We start from the raw sequence: 26289 nt of genomic DNA on the forward strand, positions 1-26289 counted from the left end.
GCCCGGGGTTGGGTCCGTACGTGGGCCGGGGCCCGTGCCCGGGGTGGGGTCCGTACCTGGACCCGGGCCCGTTCTCGGGTTGGGGTCCGGACCTGGGCCCGGGCCCGTTCCCGGGTTGAGGTCCGGACCTGGACCCGGGCCCGTTCCCGGGTTGGTGGACGAGCTCGTCGAGGCCGCGTCGGCGGCCGGTACCGGGCCGGTGGGGCGCCTCGTCGTCCTCGTCGACGGGCGGTCCGGCACCGGCAAGACGACCCTCGGGCGAGCCCTCGGGGCGCGGCTCGGTGCGACCGTCCTGCACCTCGACGACGTCTACCCGGGCTGGGACGGTCTCCGCGCCGCATCGGACGCGGTCGTCGACCAGGTCCTCGGCGCACCCTCCGGGTACCGCCGCTGGGACTGGGCAGCGTCCCGTCCGGCCGAGTGGGTGCCGGTGGGCCCGGCCGGCCCGCTCATCGTCGAGGGGTGCGGTGCCCTGTCCCGGCGGTCGGCTCCGCTGGCATCGCTGCGTGTCTGGCTCGAGGCCGACGACGCGGTCCGGCACGAGCGGGCCATCGGCCGCGACGGCGAGGTGTTCGCGCGGGAGTGGGACCGGTGGGCGGCGCAGGAGGCGGCGTTCATCGCGGCGGAGGACCCGGCGTCACTCGCGGACGTGGTCGTTCGGACCTGAGGCGTCCAGGGTGCGGCGGTGTTCGTCGTTCGTCCGGCGTGCGGCGGTGTTCGTCGTTCGTCCGGCGTGCGGCGCTGTTCGTCGTTCATCCGGCGTGCTGCGGTCGTGCCTGGGTGTCGGGCTACGCCCAGCCGAGTTCGTGGAGGCGTTCGTCGTCGATGCCGTAGAAGTGGCCGATCTCGTGCACCAGGGTGGTGTGCACCTCGTCACGGAGTTCCTCGACGGTGTCGCACTCGGCGAGGTGCTGCTTCCGGAACACGACGATCCGGTCCGGGAGCTCACCGAAGCCGTACTGGCCGCGCTCGGTTGCGGCGACCCCCTCGTAGACGCCGAACAGCTCGGCACCGTCCTCGGGCTCGTCCTCGACGACGAAGACGACGTTGTCGAGGCCGTCGACCATCTCGTCGGGGAGCAGGTCGAGCTCGTCGGTCACGAGTTGCTCGAACTCGTCGGCGGACATCTCCATCACGCGTCGATCGTCGCACAGCGGGCTGGTCGGGAGGCCGGTGCGCGAGCGCCGCGGTTCCGTGGGGTCGGCGAGCTGCCCGCGTGGCGCGCAACGTGGATCGGCCCGGGTTCGCGGCGAACGAAGAAGACCCCCGTCTCGCGACGGGGGCCTTCTCGTACGGGGTGAATAACGGGTCTCGAACCCGCGACCTCCTAGACCACAACCAGGCGCTCTACCAACTGAGCTATATCCACCATGTTCGCTCCGGGGCTACCCGGGCGACCACTCAATAGTAGTACACGCTGGCGGCGCTGTGGACCACTACTCGGCGGCGGGCTGCGCGAGCCGCGGTTCCCACTGCTCGACGACCTCGGCTGCGACGGCCCGGACGTCCTCGGTGGTCGGGCCCGGCTCGGCGACGAACCCGGCGCGGCGGTAGTACTCGAGCTCGCGGATCGACTCGAGGATGTCGGCGAGGGCGCGGTGGCCGCCGTGCTTCTCCGGTGCGTTGAAGTACACGCGGGGGAACCACCGGCGGCAGAGTTCCTTGATGCTCGACACGTCGACGCTGCGGTAGTGCAGGTGACCGTCGACGCGCGGCATGTACTTGGCCAGGAAGGCGCGGTCGGTCCCGATCGTGTTGCCGGCCAGCGGCGCGGTCCCGGCTGCCGGGACGTGCTGGAGGATGTACTCGAGCACCTGGTACTCGGCGTCGGCGAGCGAGACGCCGTTCGGGATCTCATCGCTGAGGCCCGACGTCTCGTGCATCTTCGTGACGAACTCGTTCATGTTGTCGAGCGCGGACTGGTCGGGCTTGATGACGATGTCGAAGCCCGGGTGCACGGGGGTGAGGTCGAAGTCGGTGATGACGACCGCGACCTCGACGAGTTCGTCGACAGCGACGTCGAGGCCCGTCATCTCGCAGTCGATCCAGACGAGGCGGTCGTTCGCAGTTGCCATGCCGACGATCCTATTCCGCGGGTGTGACGCTGCTGCGCCCGGTGCATGCCCTGTGGACTGCCGCCCCGCTCGGCATCGCCCCCCTGGCTGCGCTGCCCGCCCCATCGGTCCGGCGGCCCGGCAGTCCGGCAGCCCATCAGTCCGGCGGCCCGGCGGCCCGGCAGCCATGCGCATCGGCCGGTGCGGTGACTCGGGCGGGCGATGTGTGCACGGAGTCCGGCGTGTGCGCGACGAGTTCGCCCGCTCGCGGCGTCGTGCCGGGAGCCCGTGATCGGTGACGGGCGAGGCGGAGGTGGGTTGCGCCTCCTGTCTGGAGGCGTCCGGCCGGGAGTCCGCGGTCGGTGACGGGTGAGGCGGAGGTGAGTTGCGCCTCCGCTCCGACGCCCGCGCAGGTCCGGGCGAGCGGGCGAATCCGCACACCAACGACGGGCAAGGCCTGCACACATCGCCCGCTCGCGTGCGTGCCCCGTGCTCCGCGCCCCGCTCCGCTCCGGCGCACGGCGCACGGCGCCGAGCGGGCGAATCCGGCAACTGATGCCGGGCGGGATCTGCACACATCGCCCGCTCGCGCTCCCGCTCGCGCTCCCGCTCGCGCTCCCGCTCGCGCTCCCGCTCGCGCTCCCGCTCGCGCTCCCGCTCGCGCTCCCGCTCGCGCTCGCGCTCCCGCTCGCGCTCAGCGCAGCCCACACACGAACGGCCCGGAGCGCCGAAGCACCCCGGGCCGCCCGACCGGGCCGCTCCGCGTCAGAGCATCTCGCCCGCCGAGATCGCCTCGGCCTCGACGCGCTCGGGCTCGGGCGCCGCGCCCTCGTCCACGCGCCGCAGCACCTTGGTGGTCAGCGCGACCACAACGAACGCGATCGCCACGGAGACCCCGGCGAACACGTACGCCGCACTCGGCGAGAAGTCGTCGGCCAGCAGGGTCGCGACGGGCGGGGCGATGGCGCCGCCGATGAACCGCACGGCCGAGTACGCGCTCGACGCGACCGAGCGGGGGAGGTCCGTCGCCTCCATGACGCACTCGGTGAGCACGGTGTTCAGGACCCCGAGCACGAGTCCGCCGATCACCACGCAGACGATCAGGCCGGGCTGGGACCGCACCACGACGGCGGCGGCGAACAGGTCGAGCGCGAGCAACGGCAGCGCGATCTTGAGCACGGTCGTGCGTCGCATCCGCGCGGTCAGCATCGGCGCGACCCAGACCGAGGTGATCGCGAGTCCGACGCCCCACCCGAAGAACGTGAAGCCGATGCCGAGCGCGCCGAAGCCGAGCGGGAACGGCGTGTAGGCGAGCAGGACGAAGAAGCCGATGTTGTAGAAGAGCGCGGTGACGGCGAGCGCGGCGAGCGCCGGCCGACCGAGGGCGCGGAACGGGGCGGAGAGCTTCGTCGGGGTCGGCTGCTCGAGGCCGGAGGACTTGAGCAGCACCACCACCGCGATGAACGCGATCGCCATGAGGGTGGTCACGCCGAAGAACGGTCCGCGCCAGCTCACCGAGCCGAGCAGGCCACCGACGAGCGGGCCGACCGCGATGCCGAGGCCGAGCGCGGCCTCGTAGAGGATGATCGCCGAGGCGGTCCCGCCGGACGCCGCACCGACGATCGTGGCGAGCGCGGTGGAGATGAAGAGCGCGTTGCCGAGGCCCCACCCGGCGCGGAAGCCGATGATGTTCCAGACGCTGCCCGAGGTCGCGGCGAGCACCGAGAACACGACGATGAGCGCGAGGCCGATGAGCAGGGTGTTCTTCGCGCCGATGCGGCTCGAGACCCAGCTCGTGAAGAACATGGCGACACCGGTGACCGCGAGGTAGCTCGTGAAGAGCAGTTCGGTCTGCGCCGCGGTGGCGTGCAGGGAGTCGGCGATCGCGGGGAGGATCGGGTCGACGAGGCCGATGCCCATGAAGGCGACGACGCAGGCGAAGGCGATCGCCCAGACCGCGGACGACTGCTTGAGGATGCTGCCGGACGCAGCGGGTGCGTGGGCGTTCACGCGGTGGTCTCCGTTCTGGTGGTGGTGAGGGTGTGGGCGGCGGTGCGCGATGCGAGCACGTGGGCCGCGTCCCGCAGGGTGGCCCACTCGTCGTCGTCGAGGTCGGCGAACACGGGCCCGACGGTCTCGGTGATCGTGGCGCGCCAGGTGGCGAGCCGGTCGTGCCCGGCGGGGGTGATCGCGATGCGCTGCCCGCGGGAGTCGTCGGGGTCGACGGTCCGGGTGACCAGGCCGTCGGCGTGCATGGACGCGACGAGCTTCGTCATGGTCGGCTGCGCGACGCGGGACAGCGCGGCGAGTTCGCCGATCCGCAGTCGCTCGTCGGTCTCGAGGATCCCGAGCGTCCGCCACACGGCGGCGGACGTGGGGTTGCCCGTCGCCTGCGCCGCAGCCCGGATGAGCCGGTTCACGGACACGAGCAGCGTCTCGATCGTGGCAGCCCGATCTTGTTCCATGCCGGAACTGTATAGCCGGGCTATGCATCCGTCAACAGGCGCCCCCTGGTACAAGGGATGCATGAGTGACATCACGATCCACGAGGGCGACGAGTACACCGCGATCTTCCACGGCGGGCCCTTCGACGGGACGACCGACACCCGCACCGCGACGAGCGACGCGATCGACGACGAGGTCACCGTCTACGCCGACCTCGAGGGCCTCCAGACCGCCTTCGCGTACAAGGCGACGAAGACCCGCCAGGTCCTCGACCAGACCTCCGTCGAGTACGAGTACGCCCCCGGAGACTCCGACCCGGTCGACGACCTGCAGGACCGCGGCGACCGCAGCGGCGAGTTCGACCGCGAGTAGTCCCACCCGCACCACCCCGCGAGCGCCGCGTGCCCCGAGCCGATCGGGAGTGCACGCGGCGCTCGCCGCGTTGCAGCCCGCGTGCAGCTCGACCTCTGGACCTCCGCCTTCTGCGCGCCGTGCGCGGCCGCCCGTCGCGTGACCGGTGAGGCCGCGGCCCTGGTCCCCGGCCTCCGGGTCCACGAACGTGACGTGGCCGCGCACCCCGAGACCGCCGAGACGCTCGACATCCGGTCGACGCCGACGATCATCGTCCGACGGGACGACGGCACCGAGGTCTTCCGCTCGCCCGGGGTCCCCTCGCGCGACCAGCTGCTGCTCGCGGTCGCGAAGGCGCTCTAGTCCGTCGTCCGGCCGACGACCGGTCCGGAGGCGCGTCCCGCCCCCGCCACGTCGGTCACCCGGTCGTGCGGTGCCGGTAGGGAGGCGCGTCCCACCCCCGCCGCATCGCTCGCCCCGTCCGTGCGGCCCGGCCCAGGGCCGTGGTCGTCCCCGCCCCGCAGCTCGCGCTGGGAGCGTGGCGGCAGCACGACCGGCACCGTCGGGGGCGCCACCGTCCGCCGCGCACGTCGAGCGATCCGCTTCAGCGCGCGCACCGGCGTCCCGACGAGCAGCGCCACGAGGCCGGCCACCGACCGGTCCGCCGACCCGAGCGCGTGCCGCCGCTCCCAGGACCGGCGCAGCGCCCCGCCTCGACTCCGCCGTGCCGCCGGACGATCGACCAGCCCACCGGAGTCGCGTGCGGTCATCAGCGCCTCTGCCCGGTCGGACCAGTCGTCGTCGCCGGGCGGGTGGAAGTGGTTGTCGTGCAACCACTCCGGGCGGACCGTCCCGAACCGCCCGTCCACCAGGTCGGTCGCGTCGCCCTCGAGCCCGCTGTCCACGAACACCTCGTTGATGAGGGACCGCGACACCCCGAAGTCCGTCAGTGTCAGGGCCGGGACGCCGCGAGCCACGGCCTCGAGGACCGCGGTCGAGCTGATCGTCACGAGCGCCACCGCACGGTCGAGGTGCCGTGCCATCGGACCGCTCGCCACGACGAGGTTCGCCGGCCGGTCGTCGGGCAGCAGCTCCGGGTAGGGGTACTGCTCCCGGTGGGTCTGGTGCTCGCCGGCAGCCGCGCGGACCTTCACGACGACGCGCCACTCCGGGTGCCGCCGGGCGGTCGCGAGGAGCCACCCGACCACACGGCGCCGGTCGTCGAGGTCGGCGGGGACGCTCGGCTGCGCGGCGAAGACGACGGTGTCCCGACGGGGACCGCCCCCACCGTGGGGAGCTGCGGGGACGTCCGTGTCCTGCGTCCGGGACGACCCACCCCGCGAGCGGGCGAAGGGCAACGTCGCGAGGGCGAACGCCGGTTGGATCCCGCCCGCTCGCGCGAGGTCGCGGTAGGCGCGGACCTCGCGGTGGCTGTGCAGGACGAACACGTCGGCGCGGGCGCGGAAGAACACGCCCTTCCACTTCGCCGGGAACGAGATGCCCGGGAGTCCCGTCAGCAGGACCGGACGGGGACGGACCCGGCGGACCACCTCGTCGATCACGAGCTCCGCCACCGGCCCGATGCACGCCACGAGCAGCGCGTCCGGCGGCTCGGCCCGGACTCGCGCGACGACCTCCGCGACCGGCACCGGCCGGGGCGGCTCGGCCGCGAGGTGCGCGAGTCGGCCGTCGAGCCCCTGGAACGCCGCCCGGAGCTGCCCGGGACTCGCGGAGCGCGGAGTGTCGACGACGAGCAGCTCCAGGTCCCAGTGCGCGGGGGCGGTCGCGAGCAGGTGGGCGCCCCACTTCGCGAACGAGTCGGTGTCGACCAGGCCGACCACGCGCCGTCGGCGAGCCGACGGGACGGACGGGAGGCGCGCCTCCCGTCCGTCCCGTGACGCACCACGCGCGTCGGGTGGGTCGACCGCCGGGGCCGGCCCGTCCGCCGCGTCCCCGCTCACGCGCCGACGCGGCGCAGCTTCGCCATCGGAGCCCGCTCACCGGGGAAGATGCGCTTGACCCCGTCGCCGAGCGCGGTCTCGATGATCCGGACGTCGCGGGCGAGGGTCTGCAGTCCGTGCGGCTCGAGCGACGCCGCGTGGTCCGAGCCCCACATCGTGCGGTCGAGCGTGATGTGCCGCTCGACCGCGGTGGCACCCAGCGCGACCGCGGCGAGCGAGATCTGTAGGCCGGGCTCGTGGCCCGAGTACCCGACCGGCACCCCGGCGTAGCGACCGGCGAGGGTGTCGATCATGCGGAGGTTGGCCTCCTCGGCGGGGAGGGGGTAGGTGGACGTCGCGTGCATGAGCACCAGCCGGTCCGTGCCGAGCGTGGCGACCGCGCGGTCGATCTGCTCGAGCGTCGACATGCCGGTCGACAGGATCACCGGCTTGCCCGTCGCCGCGACGGCCGAGAGCAGCGCGACGTCGGTGACCGACGCCGACGCGATCTTGTAGGCCACGACGTTGAGGTCCTCGAGGAAGTCGACGCTCGGCTCGTCCCAGGGCGATGCGAACCAGTCGAGGCCGCGCATCGTCGCGTGGTCGCCGATCTCGATGTACTGCTCGCGGTCGAACTCGACGCGGTAGCGGTACTCCAGGTAGGTCATCTCGCCCCACGGGGTGCTGCGCGGGGTCTGCTTCATGTGCTCCGGGGTCGAGATCGCCGGGGTGCGCTTCTGGAACTTGACGGCCTGCAGGCCTGCGTCGGCGGCGACGTCGACGAGGCGCTTGGCGATGTCGACGTCGCCGTTGTGGTTCAGGCCGATCTCGCCGATGAGGTACGCGGGGTGGCCGGCGCCGATGGTGGACGTGCCGATGGTGACGGTCATGGTGTTCCGTTCTGGGTCGGTGCGAGGGGCCACCGCGCGGGGGCGGGGCGGTCGGAGGGTGCTGGTCGTTGCTCGGCTGGCGGTTGTCCGGCTGGTCGCTGTTCGGGCCGGGGCAGCTCGGCTGGGGGCAGCGGGTCTCGGTGCTGTTCGGGTCGGGGCTGCTCGGCTGGGGGTAGCTGGTCTCGGTGCTGCTCGGCTGGGGGCAGCTGGTCTCGGTGCTGGTCGTCGCGTGGGTCGGGGCGGTCGAGACGCTCGGCGAGCGTGGCCGCGAGTTCCAGGTCCGCCGCGTCGTCGACGTCGACCGCGCCGCGAGGATCGACCACGACGAACTCCACCCGGCCCGAGAACCGGTGGCCGGTCGCACGGAACCGGTCGTGCGCGAGGGCGTAGAAGGCACCCGTCTCGCGGTACTCGGCCTCCCGGTCCTGGCGACGGGGTCGGACAGCGGCGTCGTGGTTCACCGCGCGGGCGGTGCCGTCCTCGGCGGTCCGCCAGAGGAACGCGTGCGAGGGCGTGGCGGCGAACACCGCGTCGGCGTGACCGTCGCGCACCCGGCGCACGGCGGTGTCGACGTCGGCGGGGTCGATGAACGGCGAGGTCGCCTGCACGAGGAGCACGACGGCCGGCGGGATCGAGGAGGGCGGGGGCGTCGCCCGGGTGACGGGAGCGCCCGTGCCCGTGTTCTCCTCGCGCCGCGCGCCGTCCGCCAGGAGGTCGAGGACGTGCAGCACCGCGGACTCCGACGACGCCTCGTCGCCGGACAGTTCCGGCGGACGTCGGACGACCCGTGCCCCGGCGGCCTCCGCCTCGGCCGCGATCGCGTCCCCGTCGGTCGACACGACCACGAGGTCGACGGTCTCGGCGCGCAGCAGCGACTCGACGGTGCGACGCACGAGCGAGCGCCCGCCGACCGTGCGGAGGTTCTTGCCCGGCAGACCCTTCGACCCCGCGCGGGCCGGCACCACGGCGACGACGGTTCCGGGGGAGCGCATGTCCGGGACGGTACGGAGCGCCGGTGTCCCGGAGGAGAACTCGGGGCTGCCGCCCGCCGAACCCCGCCGGAACGGGAGGTCCGCCGCCCGGGCGCTCGCGGCGCTGGGCGTTCGCGGCGCCGGGCGTTCGCGGCGCCGGGCGTTCGCGGCGCCGGGCGCGCGTCGCACGGGCCCGGGCGACACGCGCGCGAGCGGCGAGCGGCTCCCCACTGCACCCGGAGCGGGCGCTTCCTGCACGCCCCGCAGCGGATCGCGTGCCCGTTCCGCCCGCTCGGGGTGTGTCCGAGCCGGGGAGGCGAGCCCGCTTCCGCGAGCGGGCGCTTCCTGCACACTCCGCGGCGGATCGCGTGCCCGTTCCGCCCGCTCAGGGTGTGTCCGAGCCGGGGAGGTGGACCCGCTTCCCCGAGCGGGCTCCTCCCGCGACGCCCGCGGCGTTCTCTCCGCCGGACCCCGAGCGGGCGCTTCGTGCACACCCCGCGGCAGATCGCGTGCCCGTTCCGCCCGCTCGGGGTGCGTCCGAGCCGGGGAGGTGGTGCCGCTTCCGCGAGCGGGCTCTTTCCGCGAGGCCGTCGGCGGCTTGATGCCATTTCCGCCCGCTCGGGATCCTGAGGCGGAGGCAGGGACTCGTCGGCGAAGGTCGAGTGCCGCGAGCGGGCTCTTCCAGCGCGAGCGGCGTGCAGGAGCGCGCCGGTTCCGCCCGCTCGGGGCCGCGTGCGGCGGAGCCCAGCCGGACTCGAGGACGCGGACCGTATCGGCACGGCTGGCAGCGCCGAGTCCCGGCCGCCCGCGTTCTCCGCCGGAAAGGGGGAGCTGCTCGAACGAAGGCCGGTGCCCGCACGGTTGCATCGCGAGCACCGGACACCGCCGCACCTCCGTACGGTGCGGCTGCGTCGGCTCCCGCTCCACGGTTTCGTGCAGCGCCTCCGCGGACCTCGGCGGTAGGATCGTCGCCGTCCGCCTCCGTAGCTCAGTGGATAGAGCAGGTGGTTTCTACCCACCGTGCCGCGGGTTCGATTCCTGCCGGGGGCACCGACGACGAGAGGCCGTCATCCCGGGGATGACGGCCTCTCTCGTTCGTGCTCGCGGGGACTCAGTCGTCGTCGTCGGCGCGACGACGCAGCTCGCTCGCGCTGATCGGCTGCGTGTAGGGGGAGTCGTCAGTGTCCTCGTGGTCGGCACGGCTCGACGCAGGGTCGCCCACACCGGCGCGATCCGATCCGCCGGTCCCGGTCCCGGTGCCGCCGAAGCCGGGCGTTGCGGCGCGGTTGACGTGCGACTCCGCCGACGTGGGACTCGACACCCGCGTGCCGTCGTCGGTCGAGGCTCGCGACTCGTCGTCGTCGGTCCCACGGGAGCGCGAGGCGAGCGGCGAGCCGAGCGGCGGACGGACCGGAGCACCCGACAACGGCGTCGTCGCACCGTCGCCGTACGCGCGGGTGGCGTTGCCGGAATCGTCACCGATCGGCGTGGTCTCGTCCTGGTCGGAGGAACGCCCCTCCGAGGATCGGTCGCCGGACGCTGCACCGCGGCTCCACGACGGGACGGAACCCTCGCGGGGAGCGGCCGACGATGCTGGGGCCGCAGCCGGCGTGACGGGGGAGGCCGTGCCTCCAGGCTGGGCGGTGGGACGCAGCGAGGTGGTGGTGGGCGCGGGTCGATCCTGCTGGGCGGACGCGGTGCGTGCACCACGGCCGTCGGAACCGCGATCGGCGGTGCCGTCGCGCCGGTCGACCTGGTCGGCGTTCCAGTCCTGCTGGCGCGCGATGAGCTCGGCATCGGGGTCCGGGGAGTCGAACTTCCACCGCTCGAGGTCGGACTTGAACAGCTTGCGAGCGCGGTTCGGGCGGGCCTGCCACTCGAGCATGCGGTCCTGGAGTTCACCGAGGGACTGGCCGGCCTGCGAGGTGAACGTCGACGAATTCTTCTTGATGTCGGCGATCTCGTGCTGTGCCCAGTCGGCGGCGAGCGGTGCGCCGCTGACGGGGAGCATCCGGAGCCGGAGGTCCGCATCCTCGGCGAGGTGGTCGGCGTATGCACGCTCGTCGTGTCCGAGCGACCCCCAGCGCGCGGCCTTGCGCGCCGCGGAGACGACGGCCGCGACCGCGGCGTACCGGCTCTCGCGCTCGTGCAGCGACACGACCCGCTTGGTCGCCCCTCGGCCGATCAGCGCGGCGATGACGCCGGCCACGACGATGGCGACGAAGGGGATGATCACTCCGGACAGCACCCGCCACCCGTTGTCGGACGACGTCCAGTCGGTCAGCTCGTTCCACCAGTCCATGCGCGAACCCTACTCACGGAACGGTCAGGCTCCGGGGAGGCCGGACGGCGTTCCGCCCGACCCGCGACAGCGCGGTCATCCCCAGCGCAGGCAGTCGACGGCGTCGTCCGCGGACCAGACGTTGGGCAGCTCGACGAAGCGGCGTTCCGTCGCCACGTAGCGGCGCGCGCGGTACGCGGTGCCGCCGGCGACGTCGAGCCGGTCCACGTAGCCGACGATCTCGCCGTTGGCGCGGGTGACCCGGCTGAGGTCGTCCCGCACGTCGAGCACCCGGAGGTCCCCACGGCTCCGCGCGACCGGCGTCGTGCGGAGTCGGAACACGGGTTCGGTGGTGCGCTGCACGGGAGCCTCCAGGTGGTCGTCGTTCGTGGTCTGCTCCGACGGTACGGGCGACCACCGACACGCCGGGCCCCGGGCGGACAGCTGGGGAACAGTGCGGCCGCGCCTGCTGTTGTGGAGGAAGTACACCCCGGTACCGGCTCCGCTCGGAGCCCAGGAAGGTAGGTTGACCCCCATGACGACGTTCGTGCTCGCAGGTGGATGTTTCTGGTGTCTCGACGCCGTGTACCGCACGCTCCAGGGTGTGCAGGACGTGGTGTCCGGGTACGTCGGCGGCGCGACGGAGAACCCGTCGTACGAGGCCGTGTGCACCGGAGCCACCGGCCACGCCGAGGCGGTCGCGGTGACCTTCGACGAGTCGGTCATCCCGGCCGAGGTCATCCTCGACGTCTTCTTCACGCTCCACGACCCGCGCCAGCTCAACCGCCAGGGTGCCGACGTCGGCACACAGTACCGCTCCGCGATGTTCCCCGCGGACGACGAGCAGCGTGCCCTGTTCGAGCGGGCGATCGAGCGCGCATCGGACATCTGGGACGGCGGCATCGTGACGACGATCGAGCCGCTGGGTACCTTCTACCGTGCGGAGGAGTACCACCAGGACTTCTTCGCGAAGAACCCCGGTCAGGGCTACTGCATGGCGGTGGCGCTGCCCAAGGTGAACAAGGTGCGCAAGGCTTACAGTCAGTACATCCTGGCGTCCTGAGGCACGGGCGTCGGGGCCACGAGGAGGTGGTCGAACGATGATGGACAACACCGGGACCTGGGTGGCGGTCGGACCGGCCGGCGCGGTGGGCAGCATCCACCGCGCGGCGGACGGCTTCCACGTCGAGCTCTACGGACGATCCGGTCCGGGCGGCGGGACGTACCCGTCCCTCGCCTCCGCGAAGGGTGCGGTCCACGCCGCCCTCGGCCCGCTCGCGGAGCGGCCCGAGTTCCGGGCGCACTGACCGCGAACGGTCCGTCGTCGCGGACCACCGGCCTGGAGGCGCGGGGGACTTCTCCTCCACAGGTCACCTCCGAAGACTGACCAGTCACAGATCGAGCCCCGGGGCGCTTCCGCGCCCCGGGGCTCGATCACGATCGACGCATGAACGACACCATCACGGTCTGCGGGATCATCGCCACCGAACCCCGCCACCTCGTCACTGACACCGGCATCGCCATCACGAGCATGCGACTGGCCTCTCCGTCCCGCCGATGGGACCGGTCCACCTCGACCTGGACCAACGGTGCGACCAACTGGTTCACCGTGACTGCGTTCCGGTCGCTCGCCGCCAACGTGTACAAGTCCTTGAAGAAGGGCGACCGCGTCGTCGTCACCGGTCGGGTGCGGATCCGCACGTGGGAGCGGGACGGGCGCGGCGGCACCTCGGTGGAGATCGACGCCGAGGGCATCGGCCACGACCTCGCGTGGGGCATCAGCAACTGGATCCGCGTCCCGCGGCACGCGAGCGAGACCACCGCCGCCCCCGGCACGTCGCCGACCGTCGACCCGACCACGGGCGAGGTGCACGGCCACGACGAGGCAGGTGCCGTCGACGGCGCCGAGGCCGACGGCGGACCCGCCCACCGTGAGGACCTGCCCGACCCGGCCGAGGCGGCGGAACACACCGCGGTCGCGCTCGACGGGGAATTCGCGCCGCCGTCCGCACCGCCCGGCGGCGAAGACCCCGACGACGCCGGGTACCCCGACGGCGGTCTCGGAGCAGCGCCCGGCGTCGACCACCTCACCGGACGTCCGGCGGCCTGATCGGGCGCCGACCCTCCGGCACCGATCACGCAACCGAGGCCGCTCGCCCGGACCCCGGCCGCCCGGACCCCGGTCGCCCGGCCGCCCGGACCCCGGTCGCCCGGCCGCCCGGACCCCGGTCGCCCGGCCGCACCCGATCATGGGGGGCGGTCCGGGGGGACCGGGGTGCACGGCCGCGCCCGATCCGGCTGGGCGGTCCGGGCGGCCGGCGGGTCCCGCCACCCGCGAGGCCGCAGTGCTCACGGCGGCCCGGGTCGGGGAGGGCTCGGTGCTCCGCCGGTCGGATCGCGGCACGGGTCCCCGGAGACGCGCCCGATCAGTAGACTGACTCCGATATGGCTGAGTACATCTACCAGATGGTCCGCGCCCGCAAGTCGGTCGGCGACAAGCTGATCCTCGACGACGTCACGATGTCGTTCCTCCCCGGCGCCAAGATCGGCGTCGTCGGGCCGAACGGTGCGGGCAAGTCGACGATCCTCAAGATCATGGCGGGTCTCGACCAGCCGTCCAACGGCGAGGCGAAGCTCTCGCCGGGCTTCACCGTCGGCATCCTCATGCAGGAGCCCGAGCTCGACGAGTCGAAGACCGTCCTCGAGAACGTGCAGGAGGGCGTCGGCGAGATCCACGGCAAGATCACGCGCTTCAACGAGATCTCCGCGCTGATGGCCGAGCCGGACGCCGACTTCGACTCGCTCCTCGCTGAGATGGGCACGCTGCAGGAGGAGATCGACGCGGCTGACGCGTGGGACCTCGACTCGCAGCTCGAGCAGGCGATGGCCGCGCTCCAGTGCCCCCCGGGGGACGAGCTCGTGACCCACCTCTCCGGTGGTGAGAAGCGCCGCGTCGCGCTCTGCAAGCTCCTGCTGCAGAAGCCCGACCTGCTGCTCCTCGACGAGCCCACCAACCACCTCGACGCCGAGTCCGTGCTCTGGCTCGAGCAGCACCTGCAGCAGTACCACGGTGCCGTCCTGGCCGTGACCCACGACCGGTACTTCCTGGACCACGTCGCCCAGTGGATCGCCGAGGTCGACCGCGGCCGTCTCTACCCGTACGAGGGCAACTACTCGACCTACCTCGAGAAGAAGCGTGCCCGTCTCGAGGTCCAGGGCAAGAAGGACGCCAAGCTCGCGAAGCGCCTGTCCTCCGAGCTCGACTGGGTCCGCAGCAACACCAAGGGCCGTCAGGCGAAGTCGAAGGCCCGTCTCGCCCGCTACGAGGAGATGGTGACGGAGGCCGAGCGCACCCGGAAGCTCGACTTCGAGGAGATCGTCATCCCGGTGGGCCCGCGTCTGGGCTCGCAGGTCATCGACGCCGAGAAGCTCCACAAGCAGTTCGGCGACCGCGTCATCATCAGCGACCTGTCCTTCACGCTGCCCCGCAACGGCATCGTCGGCGTCATCGGCCCGAACGGTGTCGGCAAGACGACGCTGTTCAAGACGATCGTCGGCCTCGAGCCCCTCGACGGCGGCACGCTGAAGATCGGCGAGACGGTCGACATCTCCTACGTCGACCAGAGCCGTGGCGGCATCGACCCGAACAAGAACCTGTGGGAGGTCGTGTCCGACGGCCTCGACTACATCCAGGTCGGCAAGACCGAGATCCCGTCGCGTGCCTACGTCTCGCAGTTCGGGTTCAAGGGCCCGGACCAGCAGAAGCGCGCCGGCATCCTCTCCGGTGGTGAGCGCAACCGCCTGAACCTCGCGCTGACGCTCAAGCAGGGCGGCAACCTGCTGCTCCTCGACGAGCCGACGAACGACCTGGACGTCGAGACCCTCGGCAGCCTCGAGAACGCACTCCTCGAGTACCCCGGGTGTGCCGTGGTGATCACCCACGACCGGTGGTTCCTCGACCGCATCGCGACGCACATCCTCGCGTGGGAGGGCCTGAACGAGGACGGTACGCCGAACTGGTACTGGTTCGAGGGCAACTTCGAGGCCTACGAGGAGAACAAGATCGAGCGCCTCGGTGCCGATGCGGCCAAGCCCGGCCGCGCGACGTACCGCAAGCTCACGCGCGACTGACCCGTGGCGAGGCTGCACGTCCCGGTCCGTCTGCGCTGGAGTGACATCGACGCGTACGGCCACGTGAACAACTCCGCGATGCTGCGTCTCCTCGAGGAGGCGCGCATCGCGGGGTTCTGGGGGCACGAACCGTCCGAGGCCGACGGGTCGGGCGAGCTGCCGGATCCGATCATCGACGGCCGCCCGGGTTCCGGGACGATGACGGTGATCGCGGCCCAGCGCCTCGAGTACCTCGCGTCGATCCCGTACCTGCGTCGACCGCTCGACGTGCACCTCTGGATCGGCCGCATCGGTGGTGCGAGCCTCGACGTGTCCTACGAGGTCTGGTCGCCCGCCGGCGTCGAGCCGGCCGTGCTGTACACCCGGGCCACCACGGCCCTGGTCATGGTGGACGCCGAGACGAACCGGCCGCGACGTCTCACCGACGCCGAGCGTGCCGCGTGCGAGCAGTACGCCGAGCCTCCGGTCGAGTTCGCCCGCCCGTAGGTCGCCGCCCGCCGCTCCCGGTCCGGCTTCGGCCCGCCGCAGGCTTCGCGGCCGAGCGCCCGGTCGGCTCCGCACAACGGAAAGCACCTCGCGCCACGGAACGCCGTGGCGCGAGGTGCTTTCCGTTGTGTGCGAGCACACCGCACCGCGCAATCACGCGCCGGCACCGCCGCCCACGCGCCCCGCCGCTCACCGCGGCACGCGCATCATGCCCTCCTGGGCCACCGACGCGAGCAGGCGCCCGTCCCGCGCGAACATCCGCCCGAACGCGAGCCCCCGCCCGCCCTGCGCGCTCGGTGACTCCTGCGCGTACAGCACCCACTCGTCCGCGCGGGCGTCCCGGTGCCACCACATCGCGTGGTCGAGGCTCGCGAGCTTGACGCCCGGCGTGCCCCAGGCCATCCCGTGCCGCCGCATGATCGGCTCGAGCAGGGACAGGTCGCTCGCGTACCCGAGGACCGCGCGGTGCAGCGCCGGCTCGTCTGGCAGCGCACCCTGCACCCGGAACCACACGGCCTGGTGCGCCACGTGCTCGCCCTGCACGTCGACGAACACCGGACCCTCGACGTGCCGCAGGTCGATCGACCGCTCCGCCCACGCCTGCGCGACCGGGTCGTCGATCGGCGCGAGGATCGACGCCGCCGACGGCAGGGTCTCGGGATCGGGGATGTCGACCGGGAACGGGTCCTGGTGCTCGACGCCCTCGTCGGGGCGCTGGAACGACGCGATCATCGAGAAGATCGGCACCCCGCGCTGGTACGCCTGCACGCGTCGTGTGGCGAACGAGCGGCCGTCGTGGATGGTCTCCACGCCGAAGGTGATCGGCACGTCGGTGTCGCCGGGGCGCAGGAAGTACCCGTGCATCGAGTGGATGTCCCGACCCTCGATGGTGTGCTGCGCGGCGACGATGCACTGCGCCAGGACCTGCCCGCCGAAGACCCGGCCGCCGGGCGACCAGTGGCTCGCCCCGGTGAGGATCGTCTCGCCCGTGCTGGCCCCGGTGTCCTGGAGTCGGAGGGTGCTGAGGAAGTCGGGTTCGCCGCGCATCCCCGCAGTCTACGAACGTCGCCCCGGTAGGATCGGCGGTGACATGGGCACCTCGTTCACGCTTCCCGACGCCGCCTCGCTCGGCGACCTCCGCACCTACCTCGGACGGGCTGCCCGCATCGAGGACGGATCCGTCCGGCTCGTCGCCGACTCCGGTGTCCTCGCGGTCTACACGGCGATCCTCTACCCGCTCGGCCTCCTCGACGAGCTGCCGACGGTGCTGGGGCTCCGCACGTTCTCCCTCGCCGGCACGGCCAGCATCGACGCGGTGGTCCCGCTCGCCTCGCTGCAGGAGCGCTTGCGACTGCTGGGCGAGCAGCACGAGGCCGACCGGGCCGAAGGGGCCGACCCGACCCGCGCGACCCCGGTCGAGGTGGAACTGCCGCACGAGGTGCACACCGTGACCTGGGCGGCGATCTCCCCGCCCCGTGGCGGCTGGGTGCCGCTGCCCGACGTCTCCCCGGAGCTCCTCCGCCGGGCAGCCCGTGACGGCATCGCCGAGGTGGCCGACGCGGTCCCCTCGAACGCGGGCGAGGCGATCGTCCGCCGCATCCGTTCCGAGGTCTGGGGCCGTCCGGTCCCCGGCATCGAACACGTCCCGGCCGGTGCCGGGTTCGCGGGGGAGAGCCTCGGGTTCCTCGGGCACGACCCCGTCCGGCTGTTCGAGACCGGCCCGTGGAGCCGCCTCACGACCTCCCGCGGCCACGTGCTCGTGAAGCGTCGCGCCTGGTCCCTGAGCGTCTGAGCTCCTCCGTCCACCACGCCCCAGGGCTGCCGTGGTTGGGTGTCGCCATGCACGTCTTCCTCACCGGCGCCTCCGGCTACATCGGCTCCTCCGTCCTGCGCGCGCTCGTCGCACACGAGCACGAGGTCACCGCCCTCGTCCGGTCCGACCAGAAGGCGCAGGCCGTCCGCGACGCGGGCGGCCGCGCCCTCGTGGGCGACGTGACGGACACCGACGTCGTGCGGCGGCTCGCGCACGAGGCCGACGCCGTGGTCCACACCGCCTCGGCGTCCGGGGTCGACCCCGACTTCACCGCGACCGTCCTCGAGGCGCTCGCGGGCACGCCGAAGCCGTTCGTGCACACGGGCGGCATCTTCACGTTCGGCGCATCGACGACGATCACCGAGGAGTCCCCGGTCGCCCCACCCGCACTGACAGCGTGGCGTGCGCCCATCGAGGCGGCGGTCCGCGCGAGCGAGGTACGCACCACGATCGTCGCGCCGGGCATCGTCTACGGCCGGGGCGCGGGCATCCCGGCGATGTTCGTCGGCGACGGCGAGCACGAGGTGCGGCTGGTCGGCGACGGCTCGCAGCGCTGGACGACGGTGCACATCGACGACCTCGGCGAGCTGTACGTGCTCGCCGTCCACCGCGCGGAGCAGGACGGGTACGTCGTCGCGGCGTCCGGGGACAACCCGACCGTGCGCGAGATCGCCGAGGCGGGCGCGCACGGCTCGCCGGTCGTTGCCGAGGACGTCGACGCGTCGCGGGCGCGGCTCGGGGCCGACTTCGCGGACGCGCTGCTGCTGCACCAGGAGGCCTCCGGGGAGCACGCGCGCTCCGCCTACGGCTGGCACCCGACGCGGCCCTCGCTCGTGGACGACCTGACCGACGGCTCCTACGTGCGCTGAGCGGATCCCTCGCGACCGCGACGAGACGACGGACGGGAGGCGCGGTGCGGGCGCGCACCGCGCCTCCCGTCCGTCACCGGTCGCGTCGACGACGTGAGCCGGTCGACCCGTCGGGTCGCGACGCGAGAGCGGACCCGTCGGGTCGCGACGCGAGAGCGGACCCGTCGGGTCGCGATCCGCGAGCGACCCCTCGGGTCGCCACCCGACACCGGCCCGCAGGTCAGTCGAACGTGTTCGTCATGGCGTGGGCGGCCCGCTCCAGGTAGTCCCACAGCTCGGCCTCGTCGAGCGGTGCGAGGTCGAGCGACCCGACGGCGTCGTGCATGTGGAGCAGCCAGCGCTCGCGGGCCTCGGGCGTGATGCGGAACGGGTTGTGCCGCATCCGGAGCCGCGGGTGTCCGCGTTCCTCGCTGTACGTGCCGGGGCCGCCCCAGTACTGCTGCAGGAAGGCCGACAGACGCCAGATCGCGCCCTCGAGGTCGTCGGCCGGGTACATCGGCCAGATCACGTCGTCGCGCTGGACGCCCTCGTAGAAGCGCCGGACGAGCCGGTCGAACGTCGGAGCACCCCCGATCCGCTCGTACAGCGAGCCCGTCGCCGACGCCCCGTGCTCCCCGACCCGCAGCGTGATCGGCTGCGCGGGGCCGCCGCCAGCCACGGGTAGGGCACCGCCGGGGCCGCCGCCCGCCAGGGGCAGGCCGCCGGTTCCTCCGGTCGGGGGTGTGGGCTCGCTCACTGGTGGTCCTTCCCGGCGTCCGGCTCGTCGGTGCGGATCGCGCGTCCGAACAGGTTGCCACGCTTGCCGCGGGACTTCGTCGGCGCGGGCGTCGGCTGCGTCCGGACCGTGCGGAGCCCGTTGATCGAGGTGGCGTTCTCCCAGCCCTCGGGCATGATCATCGCCATCGCGGGGAGCGTCACCCCGAGCTCGTCCACCGCGCGCTTGAGCCGGACACGCAGCTCGCGGCCGACGACGTCGAGCTCGGAGGCGCGGGTCTTGACGACGAGCCGGAAGACCATGCCCGCGTCGCTGACCGACTGCAGGCCCCAGATCTCCGGCTTCTCGACGATGCGCTGGCGCCAGCGCGGCTCCTGCGACATCCGGACCGCGGCGGCGAGCAGGGCGTCCTGCACGGCGTCGATGTCGGTGTCGTACGGGACGGTGATGTCCACGAGCACGCGGGACCAGCCCTGCGACAGGTTGCCGACGCGCAGGATCTGCCCGTTCGGGACGAACCACAGGATGCCGTTCACGTCGCGGATCTGCATGACCCGCAGGCCGACGTTCTCGACCACACCGGTGGCGGGGCCGGTGTCGACGACGTCGCCCACGCCGGCCTGGTCCTCGAGGATCATGAAGACGCCGGACAGCAGGTCCTTCACGATGCTCTGCGCACCGACCGCGAGGCCCGCGGCGATGAGGGACGCACCACCGACGATGCCGACCGCGGCGTTCGGCAGCACGAGCGGGATGATGATCGCGAGCGCGATGAGCACGACGATGACGGTCGCCAGGTTCTCGAGCACGCTGCCGAGCGTGCGGGTGCGCTGCACGACGCGGGCGGTCTGCACGGGGGAGGCGATGAGGGCCTGGGTGTCGTCGACGTTCTGCCGACGCTTCGCCCCGCTCACCACCCGCGCCACGACGCCCTTGATCGTGTGCCGCAGCAGGAGCCGGACGACGACCGCCGCGAGCAGGGTGATGACGATCACGATCGGCACGTGCCAGGTGTCGACGAACTGGGTGAAGGTGTTCGACATCCACTTGGGGACGTCGTCGGTCGAGGTCGCAGCCAGGTTCATGATCCGATCGATGCTAGAGGGCGGGGCCTCGGCGACCCCTGAGGATCACCGAGGCCCCGCCCGTGCGTGGTCGTCCGACGCAGGTCAGGCGTCGGCCGCCTGGACGCGCAGCGCGCGCTCGGTGCCTGCCAGGTTCTCCGTCACGATGCGGCGGAGCGCCGGGGTCTCCGGGTGCGCCTCGAGCCATGCCGTCGCGGCGTCGCGGAGCTCGACCGAGGCGAGCGGTGCCGGGTACAGCCCGGTGACGATCGTGTCGGCCATGTGGTAGCTGCGCTCGGCCCAGATGCGGGTGAGCACGTCGAAGTACTTCGCCACGAGCCCCTCGAGCACCACCGGGCTGTTCGTGTGCTGGAAGCCCATCGTCGTCTGGCGCACGATGGCGTTCGGCAGCTCGTCGGAGTCGACCAGCGAGGAGAACGCCGCGAGCTTGCCCTCGGCGGTGGGGATCGTCGCACGGGCGCGTGCGGCGGCCTGTTCACCCGACGCGGTCTTGTCGGCGGCCAGCTCGGCGTCGACCTCGGCGTCGCCGGCAGCACCCGCGAGGACCAGGCCCTCGAGCAGCTCCCAGCGCAGGTCGGTGTCGATCTCGAGGCCCGGCAGCGTGACCGACCCGTCGCGGAGGCCCTGCAGGGTCGCGACGTGCTCCGGCGTGGACGCGATCTGCGCGAAGAACTTCACGAACTGGAACTGCGCGTCGGAGCCGGACTCGGCCGAGGACGCCAGCTGCCAGAGCGTGTCGCCCACCGTGCGGACCGTGGCGTCGACCTTCTCCGGCGCCACGTAGTTGCGGGCGGTCAGCAGCAGCTGCGAGAGCGTGGTGCGGATCGTCGTCGACTCGGTCTCGGTCGCGATGTTGCCGAGCACGAGCCGGACGTAGTCGCTCGCGGCGGACTCGGCGTCGCGGGTGGCGTCCCACATCGCACCCCACACGATCGAGCGGGCGAGCGGGTTCGCGATCGCCGCGAGGTGCTCGATCGCGGTGCGGCGGGACTGCTCGTCGAGCCGGATCTTGGCGTACGCCAGGTCGTCGTCGTTGAGGAGCACGAGGTCGCCGCGGTGCACGCCGACGAGCTCGGGGACCTCGGTACGGGCGCCGTCGACGTCGATCTCGACGCGGTGCGCGCGCTCGAGCTTGCCGCCGGCGGACGCGGCGTCGGCACCGAACGGAGCCGTGGCGTCCTGCGTGACGGCGTAGACGCCGATCGCCAGGCGGTGCGGACGGAGCGTCGGGTGGTCGGCCGGGGCCTCCTGCAGCACGGCGAAGGACGTGATGACGTCGTCCTCGTCGACCTCGATCTCGGGACGCAGGGTGTTCACGCCCGCCGTCTCGAGCCAGAGCTTCGACCACTCGGACAGGTCGCGGCCACTGGTGGCCTCGAGCTCGACGAGCAGGTCGCGGAGCTCGGTGTTCCCGTGGTGGTGCTTCTTGAAGTACGCCGAGACGCCGGCGAAGAAGGCGTCGATGCCGACCCACGCGACGAGCTGCTTGAGGACCGAGCCGCCCTTCGCGTACGTGATGCCGTCGAAGTTGACCTGGACGTCCTCGAGGTCGTTGATCGTCGCGACGATCGGGTGCGTCGAGGGGAGCTGGTCCTGGCGGTAGGCCCAGGACTTCTCCATCGCCTGGAACGTGGTCCACGCCTCGGTCCACTCGGTGGCCTCGGCGGTCGCGATGGTCGACGCCCACTCGGCGAACGATTCGTTGAGCCACAGGTCGTTCCACCACTTCATGGTGACGAGGTCGCCGAACCACATGTGCGCGAGCTCGTGCAGGATCGTGACGACCCGGCGCTCCTTGATCGCGTCGGTGACCTTCGACCGGAACACGTAGGTCTCGGTGAAGGTGACCGCGCCGGCGTTCTCCATCGCACCGGCGTTGAACTCCGGCACGAACAGCTGGTCGTACTTCTCGAAGGGGTAGGCGACGTCGAACTTCTCCTCGAAGTACGCGAAGCCCTTCTTCGTGGTCTCGAACACGTACTCGGGGTCGAGGTACTCGGCGAGCGAGCGGCGCGCGAAGACACCGAGCGGGATCGTCCGGCCGTCACGGCTCGTCAGCTCGTCGCGCACGACCTCGTACGGGCCGGCGACGAGCGCGGTGATGTAGCTCGAGATGCGGGCCGTCGGCGGGAACGCCCACGTGGCGACCTCGCCGTCGACGTGCGGCTCGGGCGTCGGCGCGTTCGAGACGACCTGCCAGCGGGCCGGTGCGGTCACGGTGAAGGTGAACTCGGCCTTGAGGTCGGGCTGCTCGAACACCGCGAACATGCGGCGGGAGTCCGGGACCTCGAACTGCGAGTACAGGTAGACCTCGTCGTCGACGGGGTCGACGAAGCGGTGCAGGCCCTCGCCCGTGTTCGTGTAGAGCGCGTCGGCGACGACGACCAGCTCGTTCTGCTCCTGCAGGTCGGCGAGCTGGATCCGGACGCCGTCGTTGACCGCGGCCACGTCGAGCGCGGTGCCGTTCAGGGTGACCGAGTGCACGGTCTTCGTGATCGCGTCGATGAACGTCGACGCGCCGGGCGTCGCGGTGAACCGGACACGCGTGGTGCTGCCGAAGCTCTCGGCGCCGCGGGTCAGGTCCAGCTCGACGTCGTACGTCTGCACGTCGACGATCGCGGCACGTTCCTGGGCTTCGGTTCTGGTGAGGTTCTCTCCGGGCACGGACGCTCCAACTTCGCTGGCGGCGCGGACGATCGATGTCCGCGGTGTGGGGAGTCCCGGCACGGCGTCGTGCGCCGTCGGGACGATGGGATCAGCCTAGCGAGCGCGCGTACGCTCGCATCGTGACCGAGACGACTGTGGACAACACCGAGACGACCCCGACCGCCGTGGAGTTCTGGTTCGACCCGAACTGCCCCTGGGCCTGGATGACGAGCCGCTGGGTCGGCGAGGTCGCCCGCCACCGGGACCTCGACGTGACGTGGAAGGTGATGAGCCTGTTCGTCCTCAACGAGGACCAGGACATCCCGGACGAGTACCGCGAGCGGATCGTGAAGGGGCAGCTCTACCCGCGCATCGTCACCGCCGCGAAGCTCCGTCACGGCCAGGAGATCGTGAAGCCGCTGTACGACGCGCTCGGCGAGCACGTCCATCACCGCCAGGAGTCCGACCCCGAGCAGGTCGTGCCCGCGGTGCTCCGCGAGCTCGACCTCGAGGCGGACCTGCTCGAGTACGCCTGGACCGACGAGGTCGACCAGGCCGTGCGCGCGAGCCACCAGGACGGCATCGACCGTGTCGGCCAGGACGTCGGCACCCCGGTGATCGCGGTCGAGGGCACCGCCTTCTTCGGTCCGGTCATCTCGCCGGCACCGAAGGGCCAGGAGGCGCTCGACCTCTGGGACGGCGTCGTCGCGGTCGCGAAGGTCCCCGGGTTCTTCGAGCTGAAGCGCTCCCGCACGGTCGGCCCGGTCTTCGACACGGTCGAGCAGCCCGCCGGCTGACCGGCGCGACCCACGGACGGACGGGAGGCGCGGTGCGGACCGGCACCGCGCCTCCCGTCCGTCCCGTGGTCGCGTCGCGACCCGCGCGCGCGTCGCGGGGTCGCGCCGCGGTCCGTCAGTCCAGCTGCAGCCGCATCAGGGTGAGGTCGAGCCACCGGTCGAACTTGCGGCCGACCTCGGGGACCACGGCGACCGTCGCGAAGCCGAGCCGTTCGTGGAGCGCGATCGAGCCGGTGTTCGTGCTGCAGATCCCCGCCACCATGACGTGGCGGTCCTCGCTCCGAGCGCGGGCCACGAGCGCGGCCATGAGCGTGGAGGCGACGCCCCGGCCACGGAGGTCCTCGACGACGTAGACGCTGTGCTCGACGGTGTGCCGGTAGCCCGGGTGCGGCCGCCACTGCGAGTACGTGGCGTAGCCGGCGACGCGGCCGTCGACCTCGGCGACGAGCACGGGCCACCCGTCGCCCTGCCGCTCGGCGAGCCAGCCGTCGAACCACGCGCGCGGGTGCGGGACGTCCTGCCAGATCGCCGTCGAGTGCAGCACGGCGTCGACGTGCAGTGCGTGGACGACGTCGAGGTCTGCCGGGGTGCATTCGCGGACCAGGGCCGGGGCTGCTCCGTCCGTCGCATATGCTGTCGTCATGTCTCAGATCGTAGACGACTCGGCGTCGGCCACGGAACCCGCCGACGTGTCCGAGAACGCCGACGACGCCGCCCAGCGCCACCTGGGGGAGCGGTTGCAGCGCCTCCGGACCGAGCGGCGGTGGAGCCTCACCGAGCTCGCCGAGGAGTCCGGCGTCTCGCGGGCGATGATCAACCGCGTCGAACGCGGGGTGTCGAGCCCGACGGCGACGATCCTCGGGCGGTTGTCCGGCGCGTTCGGGCTCACCGTCTCCCAGCTCCTCGACGAGTCCCTCGAGCACGACGTCCCACGCACGGCCGACCCCGACGCCGCGCGGGGTGTGCAGCGTGGGGCGACCGCGGACTCGTGGACCGACCCGGAGACCGGGTACCGCCGCCGCCCGGTGTCGAGCGCCGCCTTCCCCGCGGACGTCACCGAGGTCCGCCTGCCCGCCGGCCGCGAGGTCGCGTACCCGGCGAGCGCCTACGCCTTCCTGCGGCACTGCATCTGGGTCGTCGACGGGGTGCTCGAGGTCGTCGCGGGCGGTGACGTCACCCGGTTGGCGGCCGGCGACCGCATCGAGCTCGGCGACCCGGCCGACGTCGTGTACCGCAACCCCGGTGACGAGCCGGTCCGGTACGTCGTGGTGGTGGTCCGCGCGGCGTAGCGGCACCGTCGGCACCGGCGGAGCGGCGGCCCGTCGGGCGGTCCGTCGGGCGGCGGAGCTGGCCGCGACGCGGGAATATGATCGGGGCATGCGCATCCACCTCGGAACGGACCACGCCGGCCTCGAGTTCACCAAGACCCTCGCCCAGCACCTCACCGAGGCCGGACACGAGGTCGTCGACCACGGTCCCACCGAGTACGACGCGCTCGACGACTACCCCTCGTTCTGCATCAACGCCGCGCACGCGGTCGTGCAGGACCAGCGCGCGGGCGTCCCGGCGCTCGGCGTCGTGTTCGGCGGCTCCGGCAACGGCGAGCAGATCGCGGCGAACAAGGTCGCGGGCATCCGGGCGGCGCTGGTGTGGAACGAGTCCACCGCGCTCCTGGCCCGGCAGCACAACGACGCGAACGTCATCTCGATCGGCGCCCGCCAGCACACCGAGGACGAGGCGATGCGCTTCGTCGACCTGTTCGTCGCCGAGCCCTTCTCCGGTGAGGAGCGCCACGCCCGCCGCATCGCCCAGCTGGCCGAGTACGAGACGACGGGGCACATCGCCGGTCGGCAGATCGACGAGTAGGCCGGGTAGACAGGACCGATGCCCGAGGGTCACTCCGTCCACCGCATCGCGAACCAGTTCGACCGGCACTTCGTCGGCAAGCGCTGCGAGGTCTCCAGTCCACAGGGGCGGTTCGCCGCCGGTGCCGCGCAGCTCGACGGCAAGCGCATGGTCGCTGCGCGTGCCGTGGCGAAGCAGCTGTTCCTCGAGTTCGAGGACGACCTGTTCCTGCGCGTGCACCTCGGGTTGTACGGGGCGTGGGACTTCGCGGGTGTGATCTCCTCCGCCGAGGCGCTGTCCGAGGACGGTGACGGCGAGGAGTCCCTGTCGTCGATCGGTGCGCCGCGGCTCGCGCGCTACCGGATGGCCGAGCAGGAGAAGGTCGAGGACCCGATCGAGTCCTTCCCGCCGGACCCCGTCGGACAGGTGCGCGTGCGGCTCCTCACCGAGGACACCGTCGCCGACCTGCGCGGACCGACCGCGTGCGTGGTCGAGGACCCGGCGGGCGTGCAGCGGGCGCTCGACAAGCTCGGCCCCGACCCGATCAACGACGACGGACCCGAGGCCGAGCGCACCTTCGTCGAGAACGTCCGGAAGCGGAACGTCGCGATCGGGCAGCTGCTCATGGACCAGTCGGTCGTCGCCGGCATCGGGAACATCTACCGCGCGGAGCTGCTGTTCCGGCAGCGGATCGACCCGTACAAGCCGGGCAAGAAGATCACCGTGAAGCAGGCGAAGGCGCTCTGGCAGGACTGGTCGACGCTCCTGCACGCGGGCGTCCGCGACGGGCTGATGCTCACGATGGACGACCTGTCGCCGGCCGACCACGCCAAGGCGGTCCGCTCCCGCAAGGACCGGCACTGGGTGTACCACCGCCAGGGCGAACCCTGCCGGGTGTGCGGTACCGAGATCCGGATGGCGGACATGGCCGGACGCAAGCTCTACTGGTGCCCGAAGGACCAGAAGTAGC

General features: G+C 72.3%; 28 protein-coding genes and 2 tRNA genes. 15 read left to right on the forward strand and 15 right to left on the reverse strand.

What is annotated here, in order from left to right; all coding sequences use genetic code 11:
- The first annotated feature begins 154 nt into the window (after positions 1-154).
- A complete protein-coding gene (locus tag QOL16_RS05255; RefSeq protein WP_254780183.1) occupies positions 155-667 on the forward strand; it encodes an ATP-binding protein in 513 nt (170 codons plus the stop codon).
- A 121-nt stretch (positions 668-788) separates the two neighbouring features.
- Here the strand turns inward: QOL16_RS05255 and QOL16_RS05260 are convergent, their stop codons facing one another.
- The 5 genes from QOL16_RS05260 to QOL16_RS05280 form a co-directional block, all read right to left on the reverse strand.
- Positions 789-1133 carry a metallopeptidase family protein gene (locus tag QOL16_RS05260; RefSeq protein WP_065960110.1) on the reverse strand — a complete coding sequence of 115 codons (345 nt, stop codon included), beginning with the start codon at positions 1131-1133 and terminating at the stop codon, positions 789-791.
- A 163-nt stretch (positions 1134-1296) separates the two neighbouring features.
- Positions 1297-1369: transfer RNA gene (locus QOL16_RS05265), tRNA-His, on the reverse strand.
- A gap of 67 nt (positions 1370-1436) precedes the next feature.
- A complete protein-coding gene (orn, locus tag QOL16_RS05270; RefSeq protein ID WP_065960113.1) occupies positions 1437-2075 on the reverse strand; it encodes an oligoribonuclease in 639 nt (212 codons plus the stop codon).
- Positions 2076-2819: 744 nt separating this feature from the next.
- Positions 2820-4064 (reverse strand): MFS transporter, encoded by a 1245-nt coding sequence (locus QOL16_RS05275; RefSeq protein WP_065960114.1) that lies wholly within the window; start codon positions 4062-4064, stop codon positions 2820-2822.
- Positions 4061-4519 (reverse strand): MarR family winged helix-turn-helix transcriptional regulator, encoded by a 459-nt coding sequence (locus QOL16_RS05280; protein WP_065960116.1) that lies wholly within the window; start codon positions 4517-4519, stop codon positions 4061-4063. The genes QOL16_RS05275 and QOL16_RS05280 overlap by 4 nt, the downstream gene beginning before the upstream one ends.
- Before the next feature lie 61 nt (positions 4520-4580).
- Here QOL16_RS05280 and QOL16_RS05285 point away from each other — a divergent pair, with 61 nt between their 5' ends.
- A complete protein-coding gene (locus QOL16_RS05285) occupies positions 4581-4871 on the forward strand; it encodes a hypothetical protein (RefSeq protein WP_071245771.1) in 291 nt (96 codons plus the stop codon).
- An 81-nt stretch (positions 4872-4952) separates the two neighbouring features.
- Positions 4953-5213, forward strand: coding sequence for a co-chaperone YbbN (locus QOL16_RS05290; RefSeq protein ID WP_083230027.1), 261 nt, complete (start codon positions 4953-4955; stop codon positions 5211-5213).
- Here the strand turns inward: QOL16_RS05290 and QOL16_RS05295 are convergent.
- The 3 genes from QOL16_RS05295 to QOL16_RS05305 form a co-directional block, all read right to left on the reverse strand.
- Positions 5210-6691, reverse strand: coding sequence for a DUF6716 putative glycosyltransferase (locus QOL16_RS05295; RefSeq protein WP_071283263.1), 1482 nt, complete (start codon positions 6689-6691; stop codon positions 5210-5212). The two genes, QOL16_RS05290 and QOL16_RS05295, sit on opposite strands and share 4 nt — an antisense overlap.
- Positions 6692-6807: 116 nt before the next feature.
- A complete protein-coding gene (locus QOL16_RS05300) occupies positions 6808-7680 on the reverse strand; it encodes an N-acetylneuraminate synthase family protein (RefSeq protein WP_065960126.1) in 873 nt (290 codons plus the stop codon).
- Positions 7677-8672, reverse strand: coding sequence for a cytidylyltransferase domain-containing protein (locus QOL16_RS05305; RefSeq protein ID WP_071285616.1), 996 nt, complete (start codon positions 8670-8672; stop codon positions 7677-7679). Before QOL16_RS05305 ends, QOL16_RS05300 begins: the two co-directional genes overlap by 4 nt.
- Positions 8673-9628: 956 nt before the next feature.
- Between QOL16_RS05305 and QOL16_RS05310 the strand changes: the two genes are divergently transcribed.
- Positions 9629-9701 (forward strand) — tRNA-Arg (locus tag QOL16_RS05310).
- A gap of 61 nt (positions 9702-9762) precedes the next feature.
- Here QOL16_RS05310 and QOL16_RS05315 read toward each other — a convergent pair.
- A complete protein-coding gene (locus QOL16_RS05315; protein ID WP_071285618.1) occupies positions 9763-10953 on the reverse strand; it encodes a hypothetical protein in 1191 nt (396 codons plus the stop codon).
- 75 nt (positions 10954-11028) lie between these two features.
- Positions 11029-11295 carry a hypothetical protein gene (locus QOL16_RS05320; RefSeq protein ID WP_083230028.1) on the reverse strand — a complete coding sequence of 89 codons (267 nt, stop codon included), beginning with the start codon at positions 11293-11295 and terminating at the stop codon, positions 11029-11031.
- Between the two features lie 172 nt (positions 11296-11467).
- On the opposite strand from QOL16_RS05320, the gene msrA reads away from it, so the two are divergent.
- The 5 genes from msrA (at position 11468) to QOL16_RS05345 (ending at position 15549) form a co-directional block, all read left to right on the forward strand.
- A complete protein-coding gene (gene msrA, locus QOL16_RS05325; protein WP_065960131.1) occupies positions 11468-11995 on the forward strand; it encodes a peptide-methionine (S)-S-oxide reductase MsrA in 528 nt (175 codons plus the stop codon).
- Positions 11996-12032: 37 nt separating this feature from the next.
- Entirely contained in the window at positions 12033-12239 is a 207-nt protein-coding gene (locus QOL16_RS05330; protein WP_065960133.1) for a hypothetical protein, read from the forward strand.
- Positions 12240-12379: 140 nt separating this feature from the next.
- A complete protein-coding gene (locus QOL16_RS05335) occupies positions 12380-13042 on the forward strand; it encodes a single-stranded DNA-binding protein (protein WP_065960136.1) in 663 nt (220 codons plus the stop codon).
- Positions 13043-13377: 335 nt separating this feature from the next.
- Positions 13378-15063: an energy-dependent translational throttle protein EttA gene (ettA, locus tag QOL16_RS05340; RefSeq protein WP_065960139.1), complete on the forward strand. Its 1686-nt coding sequence runs from the start codon at positions 13378-13380 to the stop codon at positions 15061-15063.
- Positions 15064-15066: 3 nt separating this feature from the next.
- Positions 15067-15549, forward strand: coding sequence for a thioesterase family protein (locus tag QOL16_RS05345; RefSeq protein WP_065960141.1), 483 nt, complete (start codon positions 15067-15069; stop codon positions 15547-15549).
- Positions 15550-15738: 189 nt separating this feature from the next.
- On the opposite strand, the gene QOL16_RS05350 is transcribed toward QOL16_RS05345, so the two are convergent.
- On the reverse strand, positions 15739-16596 hold the full coding sequence (locus tag QOL16_RS05350; protein WP_065960143.1) for an acyl-CoA thioesterase II: 858 nt from the start codon (positions 16594-16596) through the stop codon (positions 15739-15741).
- 43 nt (positions 16597-16639) lie between these two features.
- Between QOL16_RS05350 and QOL16_RS05355 the strand changes: the two genes are divergently transcribed.
- Together QOL16_RS05355 and QOL16_RS05360 are read left to right on the forward strand one after the other, a co-directional pair.
- Complete coding sequence (locus QOL16_RS05355) at positions 16640-17341, forward strand: hypothetical protein (protein WP_065960144.1); 702 nt, start codon at positions 16640-16642, stop codon at positions 17339-17341.
- A gap of 47 nt (positions 17342-17388) precedes the next feature.
- Entirely contained in the window at positions 17389-18231 is an 843-nt protein-coding gene (locus QOL16_RS05360; RefSeq protein WP_071285620.1) for an NAD(P)H-binding protein, read from the forward strand.
- 220 nt (positions 18232-18451) lie between these two features.
- On the opposite strand, the gene QOL16_RS05365 is transcribed toward QOL16_RS05360, so the two are convergent.
- The 3 genes from QOL16_RS05365 to pepN form a co-directional block, all read right to left on the reverse strand.
- The gene (locus tag QOL16_RS05365) at positions 18452-18856 is read right to left on the reverse strand and encodes a globin (RefSeq protein WP_065960262.1); all 405 of its coding nucleotides are present in this window, start codon (positions 18854-18856) and stop codon (positions 18452-18454) included.
- A gap of 107 nt (positions 18857-18963) precedes the next feature.
- The gene (locus tag QOL16_RS05370) at positions 18964-20031 is read right to left on the reverse strand and encodes a mechanosensitive ion channel family protein (protein ID WP_071285622.1); all 1068 of its coding nucleotides are present in this window, start codon (positions 20029-20031) and stop codon (positions 18964-18966) included.
- Positions 20032-20115: 84 nt separating this feature from the next.
- The gene (gene pepN, locus QOL16_RS05375; RefSeq protein WP_071285624.1) at positions 20116-22695 is read right to left on the reverse strand and encodes an aminopeptidase N; all 2580 of its coding nucleotides are present in this window, start codon (positions 22693-22695) and stop codon (positions 20116-20118) included.
- 137 nt (positions 22696-22832) lie between these two features.
- Between pepN and QOL16_RS05380 the strand changes: the two genes are divergently transcribed.
- On the forward strand, positions 22833-23474 hold the full coding sequence (locus tag QOL16_RS05380) for a DsbA family protein (protein WP_071245785.1): 642 nt from the start codon (positions 22833-22835) through the stop codon (positions 23472-23474).
- A gap of 115 nt (positions 23475-23589) precedes the next feature.
- On the opposite strand, the gene QOL16_RS05385 is transcribed toward QOL16_RS05380, so the two are convergent.
- A complete protein-coding gene (locus QOL16_RS05385) occupies positions 23590-24117 on the reverse strand; it encodes a GNAT family N-acetyltransferase (RefSeq protein WP_071245786.1) in 528 nt (175 codons plus the stop codon).
- Between QOL16_RS05385 and QOL16_RS05390 the strand changes: the two genes are divergently transcribed.
- From QOL16_RS05390 to QOL16_RS05400, 3 genes are all read left to right on the forward strand, one after another.
- Positions 24116-24763 carry a helix-turn-helix domain-containing protein gene (locus tag QOL16_RS05390; RefSeq protein ID WP_071245788.1) on the forward strand — a complete coding sequence of 216 codons (648 nt, stop codon included), beginning with the start codon at positions 24116-24118 and terminating at the stop codon, positions 24761-24763. The two genes, QOL16_RS05385 and QOL16_RS05390, sit on opposite strands and share 2 nt — an antisense overlap.
- A gap of 88 nt (positions 24764-24851) precedes the next feature.
- Entirely contained in the window at positions 24852-25340 is a 489-nt protein-coding gene (locus QOL16_RS05395; RefSeq protein ID WP_065960159.1) for a ribose-5-phosphate isomerase, read from the forward strand.
- An 18-nt stretch (positions 25341-25358) separates the two neighbouring features.
- The gene (locus QOL16_RS05400) at positions 25359-26288 is read left to right on the forward strand and encodes an Fpg/Nei family DNA glycosylase (protein ID WP_065960161.1); all 930 of its coding nucleotides are present in this window, start codon (positions 25359-25361) and stop codon (positions 26286-26288) included.
- Position 26289 lies beyond the last annotated feature (1 nt).

The organism is Curtobacterium sp. MCBA15_004, from assembly GCF_001865055.2.
Lineage (GTDB): Bacteria > Actinomycetota > Actinomycetes > Actinomycetales > Microbacteriaceae > Curtobacterium.

Excerpts from the sequence above, each read along its gene's own strand:
- QOL16_RS05330 (WP_065960133.1), top strand. The coding sequence starts at position 12,033 with ATGATGGACAACACCGGGACCTGGGTGGCGGTCGGACCGGCCGGCGCG.
- QOL16_RS05315 (WP_071285618.1), bottom strand. The coding sequence starts at position 10,953 with ATGGACTGGTGGAACGAGCTGACCGACTGGACGTCGTCCGACAACGGG.
- QOL16_RS05385 (WP_071245786.1), bottom strand. The coding sequence starts at position 24,117 with ATGACGACAGCATATGCGACGGACGGAGCAGCCCCGGCCCTGGTCCGC.
- QOL16_RS05360 (WP_071285620.1), top strand. The coding sequence starts at position 17,389 with ATGCACGTCTTCCTCACCGGCGCCTCCGGCTACATCGGCTCCTCCGTC.
- QOL16_RS05400 (WP_065960161.1), top strand. The coding sequence starts at position 25,359 with ATGCCCGAGGGTCACTCCGTCCACCGCATCGCGAACCAGTTCGACCGG.
- ettA (WP_065960139.1), top strand. The coding sequence starts at position 13,378 with ATGGCTGAGTACATCTACCAGATGGTCCGCGCCCGCAAGTCGGTCGGC.
- QOL16_RS05370 (WP_071285622.1), bottom strand. The coding sequence starts at position 20,031 with ATGAACCTGGCTGCGACCTCGACCGACGACGTCCCCAAGTGGATGTCG.
- msrA (WP_065960131.1), top strand. The coding sequence starts at position 11,468 with ATGACGACGTTCGTGCTCGCAGGTGGATGTTTCTGGTGTCTCGACGCC.
- QOL16_RS05305 (WP_071285616.1), bottom strand. The coding sequence starts at position 8,672 with ATGCGCTCCCCCGGAACCGTCGTCGCCGTGGTGCCGGCCCGCGCGGGG.
- QOL16_RS05285 (WP_071245771.1), top strand. The coding sequence starts at position 4,581 with ATGAGTGACATCACGATCCACGAGGGCGACGAGTACACCGCGATCTTC.
- QOL16_RS05260 (WP_065960110.1), bottom strand. The coding sequence starts at position 1,133 with ATGGAGATGTCCGCCGACGAGTTCGAGCAACTCGTGACCGACGAGCTC.
- QOL16_RS05350 (WP_065960143.1), bottom strand. The coding sequence starts at position 16,596 with ATGCGCGGCGAACCCGACTTCCTCAGCACCCTCCGACTCCAGGACACC.
- orn (WP_065960113.1), bottom strand. The coding sequence starts at position 2,075 with ATGGCAACTGCGAACGACCGCCTCGTCTGGATCGACTGCGAGATGACG.
- QOL16_RS05390 (WP_071245788.1), top strand. The coding sequence starts at position 24,116 with ATGTCTCAGATCGTAGACGACTCGGCGTCGGCCACGGAACCCGCCGAC.
- QOL16_RS05395 (WP_065960159.1), top strand. The coding sequence starts at position 24,852 with ATGCGCATCCACCTCGGAACGGACCACGCCGGCCTCGAGTTCACCAAG.
- QOL16_RS05355 (WP_065960144.1), top strand. The coding sequence starts at position 16,640 with ATGGGCACCTCGTTCACGCTTCCCGACGCCGCCTCGCTCGGCGACCTC.
- QOL16_RS05300 (WP_065960126.1), bottom strand. The coding sequence starts at position 7,680 with ATGACCGTCACCATCGGCACGTCCACCATCGGCGCCGGCCACCCCGCG.
- QOL16_RS05335 (WP_065960136.1), top strand. The coding sequence starts at position 12,380 with ATGAACGACACCATCACGGTCTGCGGGATCATCGCCACCGAACCCCGC.
- QOL16_RS05280 (WP_065960116.1), bottom strand. The coding sequence starts at position 4,519 with ATGGAACAAGATCGGGCTGCCACGATCGAGACGCTGCTCGTGTCCGTG.